The organism is Campylobacter geochelonis (assembly GCF_013201685.1).
Lineage (GTDB): Bacteria > Campylobacterota > Campylobacteria > Campylobacterales > Campylobacteraceae > Campylobacter_B > Campylobacter_B geochelonis.
Window position 1 is genome coordinate 1,407,619 of sequence record NZ_CP053844.1, and the last position, 15,389, is coordinate 1,423,007.

The window sequence follows — 15,389 nt, forward strand, 5'->3', positions numbered from 1 at the left end:
ATTTTATATATTCTACTAAATTTTAGCTTAATTTACTACTTACCAAGGCAAAAGTGCGAAAACATCGCATCAAGAATTTCGCTTCTTTCATAAGGTTTAGTTATGCTAGAAATTTCAGTTATGGCTAAATTTAGCTCATAAGTAAAAAACTCCAACAAGCTCTCTTCTAAAAGATTATTTGCCCTTAAAATCGCCTCTTTAGCATTTTTACAAGCTTGAATTTGCCTGTTTGAGCTAAGCATAATACCATCATAATTTTTAGTATCAAGATAAGTTTTAAGCTCGCAAAGTATCAAATTTGAGCTATTTTTAGCTGAAATTTGAAGTGAGTTATCTAAATTTAGTTCAAATTTAGCAGGTAAATCGCATTTATTTAGCACATATATGATTTTTTTATCACTGTTTTTACAAATTTCTAAGATTTTTCTATCTTCATCATCAACCACTCGGCTATTATCAAAAACAGCAAGTATGATATCAGCCTCTTTTGTCGCTTTTATAGAGTTTTCTATGCCGATTTTTTCTATATTTGAAACTCCATCGCGAATGCCGGCTGTATCGATTATGCGAACTAAATGAGTTCCAACTTGTAAACTCTCTTCAATCCTATCTCTTGTAGTTCCAGCTTCATCACTGATAATAGCTCTATCATAGTGCAAAAGTGCGTTTAAAATGGAGCTTTTGCCAACATTTGGCTTACCGATAATAGCGATTTTAAAACCTTCGATTAAGCCTTTTCTCTGCTCGCTAACTTCAACGATAGAAGATAATTTTTGATAATTCTCTTCAAGCATAGCCTTAGTTTGCTCTAAAATTCCACTTGGCAAGTCATCATCAGCATAATCAATGCAAGTTTCAACATAAGCTAGCGTTTTTACAAGTTCATCTCGAAGAGAGTTCACATACTCGCTTAACTCGCCATGCATTAAACGCGCTAAAACCCTAGCTCCATCTTCGCTTCTTGAAGTAATCAACGCTTGAATACTCTCAGCCTTAGCCAAATCCATCTTATCGTTTAAAAAAGCTCGTTTGCTAAATTCCCCTGGTTGAGCGATTCTAGCGCCAAGTTTTATAAGTTCTTCAGTTATTAAATTTGATATAACAAATCCACCATGAGTTTGAAACTCGACTATATCCTCTCCGGTAAAGCTAAATGGTGATTTAAAATATATAACTATCCCCTCATCGATAAAATCACCATCTTTTGAGTAAATTTTAGAAAATGTTGCGTAGCGTGGGGCTAAATCTTTGCTTTTTATAAGTTTTTTAGCAAGGCTTAAAGCATCTTTGCCGCTTAGCCTTACTATGGATATAGAGCCGATACCATGAGCTGTGGCAACGGCTACGATTGTGTCAGTCATTGCTCTTTTTAGACTCGCTAACTACGATAAATTTACCATGGCGCGAGGAGCGAATTCCTACATATTTATCTGGAAATTCATATCTTAGCTGATCGAGTGCAATTTTAACTAAAATTCCATCAAGTGGTTTAGTTTGCGCTTTGCCATTTTCTTTAACCTTAGCGATGATATCTTGCAGATACTGAGTTATCATCTCCTCTTGATTTTTAAGAAATTCTGATATTTCAAGGCGGATTGATAAGCCAAATTTTAAATTTATCCAATTATGAAGCAGATATGAAAACGCTTTATATCGGTATCCTTCTTTTCCTATTAAAAGTGCGGCATCTTTTCCATCAAGCTTGATAAATACTGTATCATGCTCAAATTTAGCCACAGTTATAGTATCAATCTCAAAGCAATTTCCGCTAAAAAGCTTCTTAAGCCCATCTTCGATTTGTGGTATAGCGCTATTTATATCAACTTTTGGCTTTGGTTCTAGCGCAGTTTTTGGCTTTTGTTGAACTTTTTTAGCTTTTTTATTAGCCGCTTTATCTTTGTTTTCATCTTTTTTAGCAAGATTTTTTTGCTCTGGTTTAGCTTCTGCTTTTTTGCTTAAATTTTGGCTGCTATCATCTTTAGAAAAAGCTTTTTGACTATGTTTTTTCTCATTTTTAGCTTGTTCGCTCTTAATGCTTTCGCTTTTTTTATGCTCATTTGGCTTTGCGTCTACGTGTTTTTGCTCTTGTTGTCTTGGCTCTTTTTTTGGTTTTGACTCTTGCTTTTGGCTATGTTTTTTATAAATTTCTTTTTCTGATCTAGCCTCGATAATAGCGCTTTTTTTAAAAAATCCAAAAAGTCCTTTACTAGGATGTTGGATAACTTTTATATCAAGATCGACAACAGAGCATCCAATCTCTTGAGATGCTTTTGTTATCGCTTCTTGAAGTGTTGTTGCTTCAATTTTCATGATGATTTTTTCTCCAAAATAACTGCCTCTTTTTGCTTTTTAAATATCTTATTGACTATAACTTGCTGTATTACAGAAAGTATGTTGTTTACACACCAGTATAGCGTTAGACCTGCTGGGAATGTTATGAAGAAAAATGTAAAAATAAGAGGTAAAAATTTCATAATTTTTTCTTGCATTGGATCTGTAAATGTTGTTGGAGTAAGACGTTGTTGTAAAAACATCGAAGCACCCATTATAATAGGCAAGATGAAATATGGATCTTTAATAGCTAAATCATGTATCCAAAGTATCCATGGCGCACCTTGCAGTTCAATAGCATTTAAAAGAACTCGATAAATCGCGAAAAATACTGGAATTTGAAGTAGTATCGGAAGACATCCACCCATAGGATTTGCCCCATGCTTGCGGTATAAATCCATCATTTGAGCTTGCATTTTTTGCGGTTCACCTTTATACTTGGCTTGCAACTCTTTTATCTTTGGCGCTAAATCTTTCATCTTGTTCATAGAAACCATACCTTTGTATGTCAAAGGGAAAAGCACAACTCTTATAACAATAGTTAAAAGCACAATCGCCCATCCCCAGTTTCCAGTAAATCCATGAAGCCATGAAAGGAACGAAAACATCGGTTTTGCAATAAATGTAAACCAACCATACTCGATGATATCGGTAAGTTGTGGGTTTATACTAGCTAGAAGTTTTTGATTTTTTGGACCTATGAAGCCATTTGTTTTAAAATCTCCATTTGATGATACAAAAAGCTGATTGATTTCATTTTTATCTTCAGATAAAACGACATTTAGCGAGTTATCAAAGCTATAAAACAAAGTTGAGTAGTATCTGTCAAAAACAGCCGCTATGTTTGCGTTTGAAAAGCTCTGACCGCCTTTTTCCACTCCGCCATCTTTTATGATATCTAAACTCTCATCGCTTTGTCTAATCAACGCTCCATGCACCGTATAGCCATCTACTGCGATATTTGGACGCATACCAGGAGTTATGAAGTATTTTGCCTCTTTGCTTAGTTTTATATCAAGCTCGTAGTTGCCTTTTGGATAGAATTTAATAGTTTTTGTAACAACTAAATCGCCTAAATCTTGAGTCAAAACGACACTTTTTTCACCGGTTGTTAAATCTATACTTGAAACAGAGGCTTTATATGGAGTTGAAAATGCTTTTTGGTTTAAGCTAGCATCGCTAAATCTCATCTCTAAAGGCATAGGCGAAAAAGTTGGATCAACTAAATTTATAGCATCGCCTTTTTCGTTTTTATATATCGCTTCATCTAATTTAAACGAATTTATACGCCCTAAATCATCGATAGTTGCATGAAAAGTATCGCCTTTGATAGTTAATATATCTTTTTGAGTATTAACAGTAGGTGCGACATTTGTTACATCTTTTGAAGTTGAAGTTGTAGATGGGGCTTGGTTTTGCTCTACGGTTGCGGTTTGGTTTGTATCTATTTGTGGTCTAAGTTTTGATAGATAAAAATGATCATAACCTATAAAAAAAACAAACGCCAAAAGCGTCGCTATAATCACTCTCTTTTGCATTGAAAGATTTTCCACTTATTTTTCCTTTTTGAAATCTAACGATTTGATTATATAAAAATTACCATTTTTAAAAGGTATAAACCAAAATTTAGGTCTGATTACCCTTTGACTAGAAAAAATGTCTGTCTTAGAAAAGCTCTTTTTAGTAACAGGATAGTCAATCCCACCTTTAAAGAGCTGATTACATCTAAGAATTCTAAAAAAAGTTGCAAAAAATGCTCTAAAAAACGAGCTGTTTTTAAAGTGCCAAACCGCATACTCCGAACAAGTTGGATAGTAGCGGCAGGATTTTGGAAGGGCGGGAGATATATAAATTTGATAAATTTTTATAAGTTTAAGAGAGAGTTTTTTCACTTTAAAATATCCATTTTTCTAAACGACCATCTTAAATTTTTCTCTATTGCGCCAAATTTCATCTCATTTATCCCAGCTTTCGTTATGATAACAAAGCTTCCAGATTTTAGCTCGTTTTTAATGTTTAAAAAAGCAGCCTTAATAAGCCTTTTAGCACGATTTCTAATGACCGCTTTTCCTATTTTTTTGCTAGCTACAACTGCAAATTTTTTTTGCTCAGAAGCTAAAAAATAAACAACAGCACATTCGCAATGCCATTTTTTCGCCTCATCGTAAATTTTTTTAAACTCTTTTGCTTCATTTATCGAAGCAAATTTACCTAAGCTGCCAATCTGCTTCTACCTTTTGCACGTCTAGCGTTTATAACTTTACGACCATTTTTAGTCTTCATTCTAAGGCGAAAACCGTGTGTTCTCTTCTTAGGAGTCTTGTGTGGTTGATATGTTCTTTTCATGGATTTCCTTTTTTATAAAATATACAGAACGATGATTTTATCTTAAATTTACTTAAAAGCTTTTTAATATCATACAATTTTTAAATTTAACAAATTTATTTTCATCTTTAAAACTTTTTGACATACTTTAACAAAAATGAGCTTTTCTAATCATTTATCATTTTAATGTATACTTCTTGCTTCATTTTGCTAAAAAGGAACTTTATGAGCAGAGTTTTAAACATATATCTATTTTTACTAGCCGCATTGATTGGTATCGAAATCAGCGTTGGCGCGCTGGTTGCTCCAGTTATATTTTTCCCAGCTAGTATCATCGGCGAAGGAATTTTGACGCACTTTCAAAGCGGACAACTGATGACTCAAATTTTTCTTAAATTTAACAACATTCTTTTTACAATCGCCGTTATATCTATAATCTATGAAATTTTAAATTTCATAACAGCAAAAAACGAGAGCTTTAATTTCAAATTTTCAACCTTAATGCTATCTTTGATAAATTTGGTTTTAAGTGCTGCTTTTGTCTTTTATTTCACCGACTATATCGTTGATGCGCAGAATTTAGGAGTAGTCGCAACGCAAAACGAAGCGTTCGCACAAATTCACAAAACTAGCGAATGGTGTATGAAAATCATGATGGTAGCGCAGTTTATACTATTTTTTATGAGATTTCCAAGAGCAGCAAAAGAACAAGCGTAAAAGTAGTTTAAGAAATGAAAGTTCGAATTTATTACGAAGATACCGACGCTGGCGGAATAGTATACCACGCAAACTACATAAAATTCTGCGAGCGAGCAAGAAGCGAGATGTTTTTTAACTCAAGCGTTGCACCTTTTACGCCAAATAGGCATTTTGTCGTAACAACAATGGAGGCTAAATTTATAAAACCAGCATTTTTAGGGGATTTACTAGAGATAAAAACTTCTATAAAAAGTGCAAAAAAAGCAAGTGCGATTTTACATCAAGAAATTTATAAAGTTGGTAGTTTAAATGCCACTTGCGCGCCTCAACTTATCTTTCAAGCCGATATCACGGTTGCATTTTTAGTAGATAAAAAACTAGCTAAAATGGACGATGAGATAGTTGAATTTATGAAAAGTAAGCAAGAAAATTAAAAATTAACTACAACTGTTATGAAAATATGCAAATTTAGAAAAATTAAATTAAGTGATTTGAAACAAGCAGACATTAAATTTTAATAAAAGATTAACTATACAAATTCACGCCTTAAAATTTTTAAGATATTACTCATAAAAACTAACTCTTAAGCAAAAGCCGACACAAATTTCTACTAGCTTTTGTCGCGCTAAATTTATAGTGTTATTTAAACAAAATCACTATAAGAATTATAAGCAAAAAATATAAAATAAAATTTGATATTTGTATTTTAAGAGCATTTCCACAAAACAACAATTTAAATTTTCTAACCAAATAAAGTTTAAAGAGCTATAAAAGCTCTTTAATTCGCACTTTATCTGTAAATTTTAACAACATCAACGCATAAAATATCTTAAATTTACATACTAAATTTTACCAAAACAGATTCATAAAAAACTTTTGCTAAGAAACCAAACCAAATCTTAAGCGCTATAGGTCGATTTTCTAGCATTAGGCTTTAAAACCTTATCGGCTCATCACTTAGCATAGCTTTATCAAACGTATTAAAATCAGCATATTCAAGTATAGTTCCATAAGCACTATTAATGCCAACCAAGCTTTTTACAAAAGCAACGTGGTTATCATTGCAAATAGCTTTTTACAAATCAGCAAAAGAGCTATCTAAACTCAGCTTTAAATTTAAAAATTTAGTTGAGATCATCTCTTCTAATTTTGCATTATCTTCCATAAGCTTTGGTAAATACTTATCAACCATAGCTTCTATCTTCGCTCGTTTCATGTTTGATTTTTTTAAGGATGAAAACATAACAAAGAAAGAATTTATCGAAGCTTCTATAGCTTTAGTTCCAAGAACAACTGCTATAGCTCCAACAACAATCACTATAAAAGAAGATAGGTATTCTGCAGTTGTAGGACCTACCATTGAAGCAAAAAAAGCTTCTAATTGTTTTTCATAAACATTAGCCAATATAACAATAGACGCCGAAAAAATGGCTTTTATTATAGTAGAAAGTAGATCTTCAAAACTATTTACTTTACCAGTAATAAAATCATAAAATGCATTATAAATAGATTTTGCTGAATCTCTAACACTTTTCCATATAGATGTTACCATTCTTGAAAAAGATTTAAATACCTGAGATACGATTCCCATCAACACTTCTAATGCGCCATAAGAACTGCCTCTGATAAATCCATCTTTTTTAAAAGAAGCCATAGCTTTTTTTATAAGTCTTTTTATCCTATCTAACGCACTTATTTTTTCGCCATTCTCGCTTAAGGCATCTTTTATCTCATATATAGCTCCGTTTACTAAAGTAGACAAAGCAACCATAGCTCCATCAGAAAGTCCAGCTTGAACCATGTGCCCAGTAGCAACAGCAGTTTGTACTGCAACAGCTGTTGTTTTTGGATTTTCACACATACTTCTCCAAATAAAATTTTGCTCTTTTTTTAACTTTTCTTTTACATCTTGGGCTGCTTTTTTCTTATCTTCTGGTGTATTTGGGTCATTGATTATCTTATCTAACTCATTTATATGTTTTTGATAGTCATCGCGCGGAACTTTAAACTGGTCAACTTCACTATATTTACGGACATAGTTTCCATTTTCATCTTTTTTATAAACAATATTACCATTTTCATCTTTTACGTTTTTACCATTTTCATCTTTTAATGGAACTTTTTTAAGCATGCTATCGACATTTTTTACAACTTTATGTTGAGCTGTTGTCTTGCCGTTATCTTTGCTGATTTTAATCGTATCGGTCGTTTCATCATTAGCATTATATTCTTTAGCTAATTTTGATATTACACTATTTTTATCTTTCATCTGCTCTAATTCATCAGTGTAATTCTGCAATACATGCTCATATTTTTTTCTATCTTTTGGACTTAAATTTTCTGGCTTTTTACCATCTTCAATCATTCCAGCTACTGTTTTTAAGTCGGCTATCTCATCGGTTCTATAGGTTTTAGCGCCAGTATCAAACAGGCTATCTTTTATATTTGAGCTGCCTACTTCTAATGGTTCAAACATATAACCACTGTATGCATTTTTGCCCTTTTCTTTGGCTTCTTTTTGCATTTTTGCTTTTTCTTCATCGCTTTTTCCTTCAAATTCGGCTTTTCTTTTTTGAAAGCTTTCATCTGATTCGTTTTGTTTTTGCTTTGGTTCTATGTTTGGATTTAGCATGCCTTTTCTCTTATCGCTTTGATAAAAGATATTATTTGTAGCAGTTACGCTAGATCCATAAGCTTTGAATGTATTTAGACTGAAGGTACTTAGTTTAATTTTTAGTTTAAAGACGTTTAAATCACGCCTTGCAAGAATTTGTGTTGCTATCTCATCAATTATCTCTTCATATATCGGTTTTGACATTTTTTATCCTTTATAGAATTAGGGCAAATTTGCCCTTTTTTGTTTATTCTGCTTCGATATCTTTAATTTTACTAAGTATTTTTTTAGTTTTAAAATTTACAACTATACATTTTTTATCTATCTCACCTTCTTCATCTAGCAGTGGGATAACGATGATATTTTTAATAGTTTGAGCTAGTAAAAGCATCTTGTGAACTAACTCTTTCTCGCTATTATCATATGTAGCGTAGTCGATATTTCTATTCACTAACCTTATAAAACTTGGATTAAACATATTAAATACATCTACAGTATTTTTTATCGTATCTCTTATACTATCTATTAATTTAGATATCTTTTTAAGACTTAGTATAATGGTATTATTTGACTCTTTTAAAACTTTTGCTTTATTTAGGTTATTATATGCTTCGTTTTTAGCTTTTTCAGCACTACTTGCCATTACAAGTGTAGCTACAGCTAAAGCTGGACCAGCTACTAAGCCGCCTAACACATACATTCCACCAGCCATGCCAAGCCCACCACTTGCTAAAGAGCCTCCGCCTAACCACGCCAATGTTGCATTTGTAGCTGCTACTCCACTTAGCGTGCTTATAGCTGTCCCAGTCGATGCAGTAGCTAAAAGCCCAACAGAGCCATAAGCGCCAAATCCAGCCACCGCTCCAGCTGTTGCACCAGCTACAGAACCTAAAACTGTAGTCATATTTAAAACATCGTTCTTAAACTCTTCAAACTCATGGTTATCTATATGGAGTTCTTTATCATTAAAAAGCTCTTCGTTAAAATCAAAATTTTTAATCTTTTTAAAATTATCTAAAAAGTCATTTATTTGATTTTTGAATATAGCCATCTTATAACTTCCAAAGTTTGTTATATGCTTGTTTGTTTTCTTTCTTTTAGTATCTAAAAGCTCAAGCGAATCATTATAAATGTCTTGAGCAAGTTTATTTACTCTTTTGCTTTCCTCAGAATCGCTATAAGTGTCATAAGCTTTTTTAGCTCCAAAAATAGCACTAACCCCTATAATGGCAATCGGTATCAACGGTAATGGCATAATTTATCCTTTTTTATAAATTTCTTTTAGTTTTTTACAAGACTCTTCATTTATCTTATAAAACTCATCTTTACTAAAGTATCTATGATACTTCACCTTATACATCTCGTCAATCCTACAAATCGGTGGGCGAGAACTATAAATTTGACATAAATTTTTATCTTTATCTAAATTTATGCAAATTCCATCTCCATTATCAAATTCTTTAAGCTCTTCAATGCCTTTGATATATCTACAACATATCCCACAACAATCACAGCTAAACATCTTTTATCTATGAATTAATAATTTTTGAAAGAGCTAGATTATAATTTACAATATTTCCAACCCATTTTTCGCATAAAGAGTAAACCTCCGCAGTAGCATTTAACTCTCTTATCGCTATTAAATTTATTTCTTGTCTAATATCGCTTTTTAAACTAGACATTAGTATTTTAGCCTCTAAATAATACCTTATATCTATATTGTGCAAAAGCTCCCTTATCTCCTCTTCAAACAGCTCTTTTTCTAACTCAAACACAACGCTTATCTCTTGAGCATACTCTTTTAATTCACTTAAATTTACAGTTTTTAAATTTGACTCTTTTATATAAGAATTCATAACTTCATCAAAGTTATCATAATCAAACAGTAAAATTCCAGCTAGTTTTATAAACCTTTTTTTCATATCATCACTTTTAAATTTGTTTAAAAACATTTTTAACTCCTTTTACTTTCTGCATACATAGCTTCTATTTCATCAACAAAATTCAAACTAGCTACTATATTTTTAGCCAAATTTTTCATCTTAGTGCTCAAATTATGATCTCTTTCATTAATTTTTTTTCTCAATCTTTTTAATATATCCGTTTCTATAGCGCTTAGACTCCCATCTCTTTTTATAGTTAAAGCAAACAATTCAAAATAAGCTATCTTGCTTGCTTTTTCATCTAAACTATATATATTTTTTTCAATTTTTATTCTATACTCGTTAAAATCTTCAGTAAAATTTTCTATGATAGCATCATATCTTAACTGCTTTTCAGGGGCTTTTAAGTTCATCTCATCGCAATACTCTTGCAATATTTTATCCTCAACTTCATCTATAATACCATCAGACCTAGTACATATAATAGCTAAGTCTAAAAATATCTTTTTTGCCTCTTCACCTAACATGTATAGCAACATTTTCTCTCCTTTTCTAAATAAATTTGTAACTCGTTTAAGAACTCATCTTTTAACCAAAGCGGTTCTAACACAAAAATTTCTGGCATCCAATAACGGATAACCCCCTTTATATCGTTTAAAAAACCAACCTTTGTTTCAAAAATCAACCAACCTCCTTTTGCATCTTCTATGATTTTTTGTTCTGGAAAAAGCTTTCTTCTAAGCAAAAACTCTTTTATGTTTTTGCTTGCTTTTAATTTTATAGTTGTTAAGTTTTCACTTGGAAATGTAGAAATTTCGCCATCGACTAGACGTTCAAATTTAGTGTTTTTTTCAAAACAACCTTCCACGACCAACTCTTTTATGTTTTTAAAAGTAAAATTTTTAAGCTTGTCGTTTTCACTAGCACATAGATACCAAATTCCATGTAAATTTATAAGTTTGTATGGATTGACTATCCGCTTTTTATCTTTATAATCAAACTTTAAACTTTGGTTGTTTTCTATAGCACTTTTGGCAGTTTTAAAGAGTGTTGTGTCGATTTTTTCATACTCAAAACCAACTATTTTGATTGAGTTATTGTTTTGTATATCAGCATAATTATCATCTGGATAGAGTCCAAAAATACCGCTTTTTTTACTAAATTTAATTAAATCATATTTTTTTATATTGTAGTTTGTATAATCAAGAAAATAAAATCCATTTTCACAGACAACAGGAAGATGAGCGATTCTTTGTTTTAAATCTCGCCTGATAGTTCTAGCACTTACGTTGAATTCTTCACTAAGCTCGGCTATGCTAAGTTTTTCGCCGCAGAGTAAAAGCTCGATAATCCTAGTTATTCTAACTGCGAATCTATCATAATGCTCCCCCCCCCCCGCAAGGTTTTCATAAATCACTCTTAATTATTTTTTAAGTATTATACTTTATTGTTATGACAGGTTGTGTCACTTTATGAATAAAATTTGAAGATTATTTAAAATGTTGGTTAAAATTTTAAATAATTTAACCAACATTTGCGCTACTGCACTTCAATGAAGCCGTATTGCGTGGTTTTATAAATTTTTGTGTTATAGATAATGCTTGAGCCGACAACTCTTTCGCTAAAAATTCGCTCATGTTCTGGGTTTTTAAAAGTCGAGTATAAATAGTCAAGTCCAATCGCAGTTGAGTAAGCAACCCAGTTATAACTCATATCAAGCCCAAAAATAGCTGCTGTGTTTGCCACATCTTTAGGTATGTTTGTTATAGAATTTGCTATAAAAAGGTTCTTTCTATCATTAAATTTAATAGATGTTAAAAGCTTTGGTGCGTAGTTTATCTGCGTGCTTAAAAGCGCTGTTGGCGTTATCTTATCAAGTGCGATTTGATTTGTTACGAGTGCGGTTTTGTTAAGTGGCAAATTTAAAAAAACGGCTGAGTCATTATAACTATCATCAACCATACCAAGAATGGTTGTTTGAGCGTTATTTATAACATTCTTAGCAAAAATCTCACCACCTAAGCTCTCCACATAAAAATTCAGCGTATTTCCAAGCCCACTTCCATCTGAAAATAGTGCTATTTTCGAGTTTGCGACATCAAGCAGTTTTGCGATTTGATCTTTATAGTCAATCCCGCCAAAAAAGATATTCCCCCTGCTTATCCCAACCATATCATAGTTTAGCGTTGGGACAAAAAAGAGCATTTCAAGCTCTGAGTTTTGTGCTATAAATTTTGCACCATTTACCGTAAGAGGTGCTACAACTAAAGAAATTTTATCATTTTTAATCTGCCTTAAAGCGCTTCTTAACGCGCTTGGCGACTCATCTCCACTTAAGTAGAATTTAACCTCTGCATTTATGTTTTGCGATATAACATAAGAAAAAATCGCATCAGAAACCACATGCGAGTAACCACCTATAACGTTTTCTGGGATTAAAACTGCGACTTTATCTTTTTGGTTTTGAGCTATGGTTTGCGCAAGCAAAAGCGCATTGCCGCCACCTCCAAGTCTTGCATATAAATTTGTTAAATTTCCATCAGCATATTTAGCATCATATCTTGCTAAAAAGCTAAATTCAAGCTTGTTGTTTACTAAATTTTGCAAGCACGCCTTATCGCAAATCCCTGGTTCAACATCGATAAACTCAACTCCAGCTGGCGGAATGCTTGAAAGTCTTTGAACCTTCGCATCAACAACCGCAAAAACCAAAAAAAGTAAAATCAAAATTTTTTTCATAACAGCTCTCTTATCTTTTTTATATCTTCAATCAACAAGCCCTTTTTACTGGGGTTTGTTAGCACATACTCCATATCAAAAACCGGCATCACAAACGCTCCACCCTCTTTAAAAATCGAACCATGAGAAATTTGCAAATTTGGTAAATTTTCATCTTTTAATACAACTTTTGAGCAAATCTCACCAACAGTTAAAATCACCTTTGGGTTAAGTTTTTTTATCTCATCAAAAAGATATGGGCTACATCTTAGAACGGATTCGCTCGTAACAGCACCATTTTTAGGAGCTTTGCACTTAACCAAAAAACTTCCGTAAATATCATCTTCGCTCACGCCACCATGCTCTTTTAACATCTCTTTTAACATCGTAGCTAAATTCCCAACAAACATCTCACCACTTAAATCATCACTCACGGTTGGATTTTCCATCACTACCATAAGTTTTGCTAAGCTTTTTTTAGATACTACGACATTGTTTCTACTCTTTGAAAATGGGCAAAGCTGACAATTTTTAAGCTCGCTTTTTAACTCATCAAGAGTGCGAAAGTGGCTAAACTCATCAAACATAAGCACGTTTTCATCTATATAGCGATATCCAAACGCCTTATAACAGTATAACCTATACAACATCGATGAGCTATAATCCATAACAAAATCCTATCATAAAGTTAGTAAAATAGCCCTAAATTTAAATTTCTTGCAACAAATCCTCTATCAAAACCGGCTAAATCTTGATAAAATTCATACTCAAATCCAGCCTCTTTTAACGCTTGTGAAAGGCTATGTTTTTGATCATATCCTATCTCGCAAACTAAAAATTTAGCTCTAGTTTTAGCTAAATTTATAATCTTTCGTAAAATTTCATCTCCAACCTCTCCACCAAACAAAGCCTCTTTTGGCTCGCTTAAAACCCATTTATCAAGCTTATAATCTTTTGCTATATATGGCGGGTTTGATACGATGATATCGAAATTCTCACTAACTTCATCAAGCAAAGATGAGAGTTTAAACTCAACTTTTGCACTATGTTTTTTCGCATTTTTTTGCGCTACTTTTAACGCGATTTGTGAGATATCGGTTGCTATTATATCGGCTTGATTTAACCTTTTTTTAAGACTAATGCTTATAATCCCACTTCCAAAACCAATCTCGCAAATTCTTACATTTTTAAATTCCTTCGCCACTTCTAAAGTTTTTTGCACTAAAATTTCAGTCTCAAAACGAGGGATTAAAACGCCCTTTTCTACTTCAAACTCTTCTTCTAAAAACTCAGCCTTACCAACGATGTATTCAAGCGGTTCGCCACTTTTGTATCTATCTAAAAGAGTAAAATAGCCATCTTGATTATCCAAATTTAAGCTTAAATTTAAGATAATTTTTTCATCGCTTAAATTTAGATGAAATTTCAAAAGCTCTTTTGCTACGAATTTTGACTCGCAAATCTTCTCGCCCTCTTTTAAGGCTTTAGATACTGTCATTTTTACCATCTTTTTCCAACTCACAAATCCGCTCATAAAGCGTTGGATGCGAGTGATAAAATGCTGAGTAGACTTTGTGCGACTTAGGAAAGGCTCTGTTTTGCTCGCCAAGCTTTTTAAGAGCGCTTATCATATCTTTGTTATCTTTTACATCTGCGCCAAATTTATCTGCTGCAAACTCATTTGCCCTGCTTAAAAACGACTGAAGCGGCGTGATGATAAATGATAAAAAAGTTGAAAGTATCATCAGTAAAACTATAACTGAACCACCACTTTTAGCCACTCCGACAGCTTCAAACACAGAATTTGGTAAATTTCCAAAGATAAAAAACATTACAAAGATTAAAATCGCTGAAAATATGATATTTTTAACTATATCTTTGTGTTTAAAATGTCCAAGCTCATGCCCTAAAACCGCTAAAATCTCATCTTTTGTTAGTTTTTGTATAAGTGTGTCAAAAAGCACAACTCTTTTTGTAGCACCAAGCCCACCAAAATAGGCATTTAAGCGGTTATCTCGTTTGCTAGCATCGATTGAAAAAATTCCACTACTTTTAAATCCACACTTTCTCATCAAGTCTTCGATACTAGCGCTTAAATCGTCATTTTCAAGCTTTTTCATTTTATTAAAAAGCGGAGCTATGATAGTTGGATAGATAAAATTTATAAGTAAAATTATAACAAACGATAAAACAGCCGCCCAAAACCACCAAAATTCGCCCAAAAAATCGATACAAAGCAACAAAAGCCAGACAAAAAGCGAACCAAACACTATAGTTAAAGCAAAAGTCTTTAGCAAGTCTTTGATAAAAGTTTTCGCATCTATCGTAGAAAAACCAAATTTCTTATCTTTAATAAATTTTGCATATATATCAAATGGCAAACTCAAAACCGCAGAGATCACGATATAGCTCATCACAAAGAGTAAATTTTGCATTATTAAACCATCTGTAACAAAGGCATTATAAAGAAATTTTAGCCCAAAACTAAGCCAACAAACAGTGATAAAAAACTCAAAAATCAAGCTTATGATATCAAATTTTTTATTTACAACTGCGATGTTTCCAGCCTCCAAAAAAGCCTCTTTTTCTAAGATAACTGGCTCATTTTTCATCTCATTTTTTATAAATTTTATCTCCACAAGCTCAAGCAAAATCTTTAAAGTCGTATAAAGTAAAAAAAGCGTTATCAAAAACAAAAGCATACATTCTCCATTAAATTTTCTTAAAATAGACAAGATTGTATAAAAACTAAGTTTAAAAAACAATACAACATCGCCAAATATCGCTATAAAGCATTTTTTAAGCTCTAAATTTATATA

18 protein-coding genes are annotated in these 15,389 nt (G+C 32.3%); 2 read left to right on the plus strand and 16 right to left on the minus strand.

Annotation, left to right across the window (positions count from 1 at the left end; translation table 11 throughout):
• Positions 1–35: 35 nt before the first annotated feature.
• From mnmE to rpmH, 6 genes are read right to left on the minus strand one after another with little or no spacing between them, the layout of a single operon-like run.
• Positions 36–1,361, minus strand: coding sequence for a tRNA uridine-5-carboxymethylaminomethyl(34) synthesis GTPase MnmE (gene mnmE, locus CGEO_RS06400; protein ID WP_075540527.1), 1,326 nt, complete (start codon positions 1,359–1,361; stop codon positions 36–38).
• The gene (locus CGEO_RS06405) at positions 1,354–2,310 is read right to left on the minus strand and encodes a Jag N-terminal domain-containing protein (protein WP_075540528.1); all 957 of its coding nucleotides are present in this window, start codon (positions 2,308–2,310) and stop codon (positions 1,354–1,356) included. Before CGEO_RS06405 ends, mnmE begins: the two co-directional genes overlap by 8 nt.
• Positions 2,307–3,869 (minus strand): membrane protein insertase YidC, encoded by a 1,563-nt coding sequence (gene yidC / locus CGEO_RS06410; RefSeq protein ID WP_075495056.1) that lies wholly within the window; start codon positions 3,867–3,869, stop codon positions 2,307–2,309. Before yidC ends, CGEO_RS06405 begins: the two co-directional genes overlap by 4 nt.
• A 15-nt stretch (positions 3,870–3,884) precedes the next feature.
• Entirely contained in the window at positions 3,885–4,223 is a 339-nt protein-coding gene (yidD, locus tag CGEO_RS06415) for a membrane protein insertion efficiency factor YidD (protein ID WP_082255680.1), read from the minus strand.
• Positions 4,220–4,555 (minus strand): ribonuclease P protein component, encoded by a 336-nt coding sequence (gene rnpA / locus CGEO_RS06420; protein ID WP_082255683.1) that lies wholly within the window; start codon positions 4,553–4,555, stop codon positions 4,220–4,222. Before rnpA ends, yidD begins: the two co-directional genes overlap by 4 nt.
• Positions 4,543–4,677: a 50S ribosomal protein L34 gene (rpmH, locus tag CGEO_RS06425; RefSeq protein WP_075495023.1), complete on the minus strand. Its 135-nt coding sequence runs from the start codon at positions 4,675–4,677 to the stop codon at positions 4,543–4,545. Before rpmH ends, rnpA begins: the two co-directional genes overlap by 13 nt.
• Before the next feature lie 204 nt (positions 4,678–4,881).
• Between rpmH and CGEO_RS06430 the strand changes: the two genes are divergently transcribed.
• A complete protein-coding gene (locus tag CGEO_RS06430) occupies positions 4,882–5,373 on the plus strand; it encodes a DUF4149 domain-containing protein (RefSeq protein ID WP_075540529.1) in 492 nt (163 codons plus the stop codon).
• A gap of 14 nt (positions 5,374–5,387) precedes the next feature.
• Positions 5,388–5,789 (plus strand): YbgC/FadM family acyl-CoA thioesterase, encoded by a 402-nt coding sequence (locus CGEO_RS06435; RefSeq protein ID WP_075495019.1) that lies wholly within the window; start codon positions 5,388–5,390, stop codon positions 5,787–5,789.
• Positions 5,790–6,430: 641 nt separating this feature from the next.
• On the opposite strand, the gene CGEO_RS06440 is transcribed toward CGEO_RS06435, so the two are convergent.
• The 10 genes from CGEO_RS06440 to CGEO_RS06485 all read right to left on the minus strand — a co-directional run bounded on the left by CGEO_RS06440 (position 6,431) and on the right by CGEO_RS06485 (position 15,272).
• Positions 6,431–8,173 (minus strand): hypothetical protein, encoded by a 1,743-nt coding sequence (locus CGEO_RS06440; RefSeq protein WP_075540530.1) that lies wholly within the window; start codon positions 8,171–8,173, stop codon positions 6,431–6,433.
• 43 nt (positions 8,174–8,216) lie between these two features.
• On the minus strand, positions 8,217–9,224 hold the full coding sequence (locus tag CGEO_RS06445) for a hypothetical protein (RefSeq protein WP_075540531.1): 1,008 nt from the start codon (positions 9,222–9,224) through the stop codon (positions 8,217–8,219).
• A 3-nt stretch (positions 9,225–9,227) separates the two neighbouring features.
• Positions 9,228–9,491 (minus strand): YkgJ family cysteine cluster protein, encoded by a 264-nt coding sequence (locus CGEO_RS06450; RefSeq protein WP_075540532.1) that lies wholly within the window; start codon positions 9,489–9,491, stop codon positions 9,228–9,230.
• 7 nt (positions 9,492–9,498) lie between these two features.
• A complete protein-coding gene (locus CGEO_RS06455; RefSeq protein ID WP_075540533.1) occupies positions 9,499–9,921 on the minus strand; it encodes a hypothetical protein in 423 nt (140 codons plus the stop codon).
• 2 nt (positions 9,922–9,923) lie between these two features.
• Positions 9,924–10,391 carry a hypothetical protein gene (locus CGEO_RS06460; protein WP_075495009.1) on the minus strand — a complete coding sequence of 156 codons (468 nt, stop codon included), beginning with the start codon at positions 10,389–10,391 and terminating at the stop codon, positions 9,924–9,926.
• Positions 10,373–11,269, minus strand: a complete 897-nt coding sequence (locus tag CGEO_RS06465; protein WP_172658118.1) for a helix-turn-helix transcriptional regulator — start codon at positions 11,267–11,269, stop codon at positions 10,373–10,375. The genes CGEO_RS06460 and CGEO_RS06465 overlap by 19 nt, the downstream gene beginning before the upstream one ends.
• 122 nt (positions 11,270–11,391) lie before the next feature.
• Positions 11,392–12,591, minus strand: a complete 1,200-nt coding sequence (locus CGEO_RS06470; RefSeq protein ID WP_075495005.1) for a type 1 periplasmic-binding domain-containing protein — start codon at positions 12,589–12,591, stop codon at positions 11,392–11,394.
• Positions 12,588–13,238: a uracil-DNA glycosylase gene (locus CGEO_RS06475; protein ID WP_075495003.1), complete on the minus strand. Its 651-nt coding sequence runs from the start codon at positions 13,236–13,238 to the stop codon at positions 12,588–12,590. The genes CGEO_RS06470 and CGEO_RS06475 overlap by 4 nt, the downstream gene beginning before the upstream one ends.
• A gap of 20 nt (positions 13,239–13,258) precedes the next feature.
• Positions 13,259–14,068 carry a peptide chain release factor N(5)-glutamine methyltransferase gene (gene prmC, locus CGEO_RS06480; RefSeq protein WP_075495054.1) on the minus strand — a complete coding sequence of 270 codons (810 nt, stop codon included), beginning with the start codon at positions 14,066–14,068 and terminating at the stop codon, positions 13,259–13,261.
• Positions 14,055–15,272 (minus strand): M48 family metallopeptidase, encoded by a 1,218-nt coding sequence (locus CGEO_RS06485; protein ID WP_075540536.1) that lies wholly within the window; start codon positions 15,270–15,272, stop codon positions 14,055–14,057. The genes prmC and CGEO_RS06485 overlap by 14 nt, the downstream gene beginning before the upstream one ends.
• Positions 15,273–15,389 lie beyond the last annotated feature (117 nt).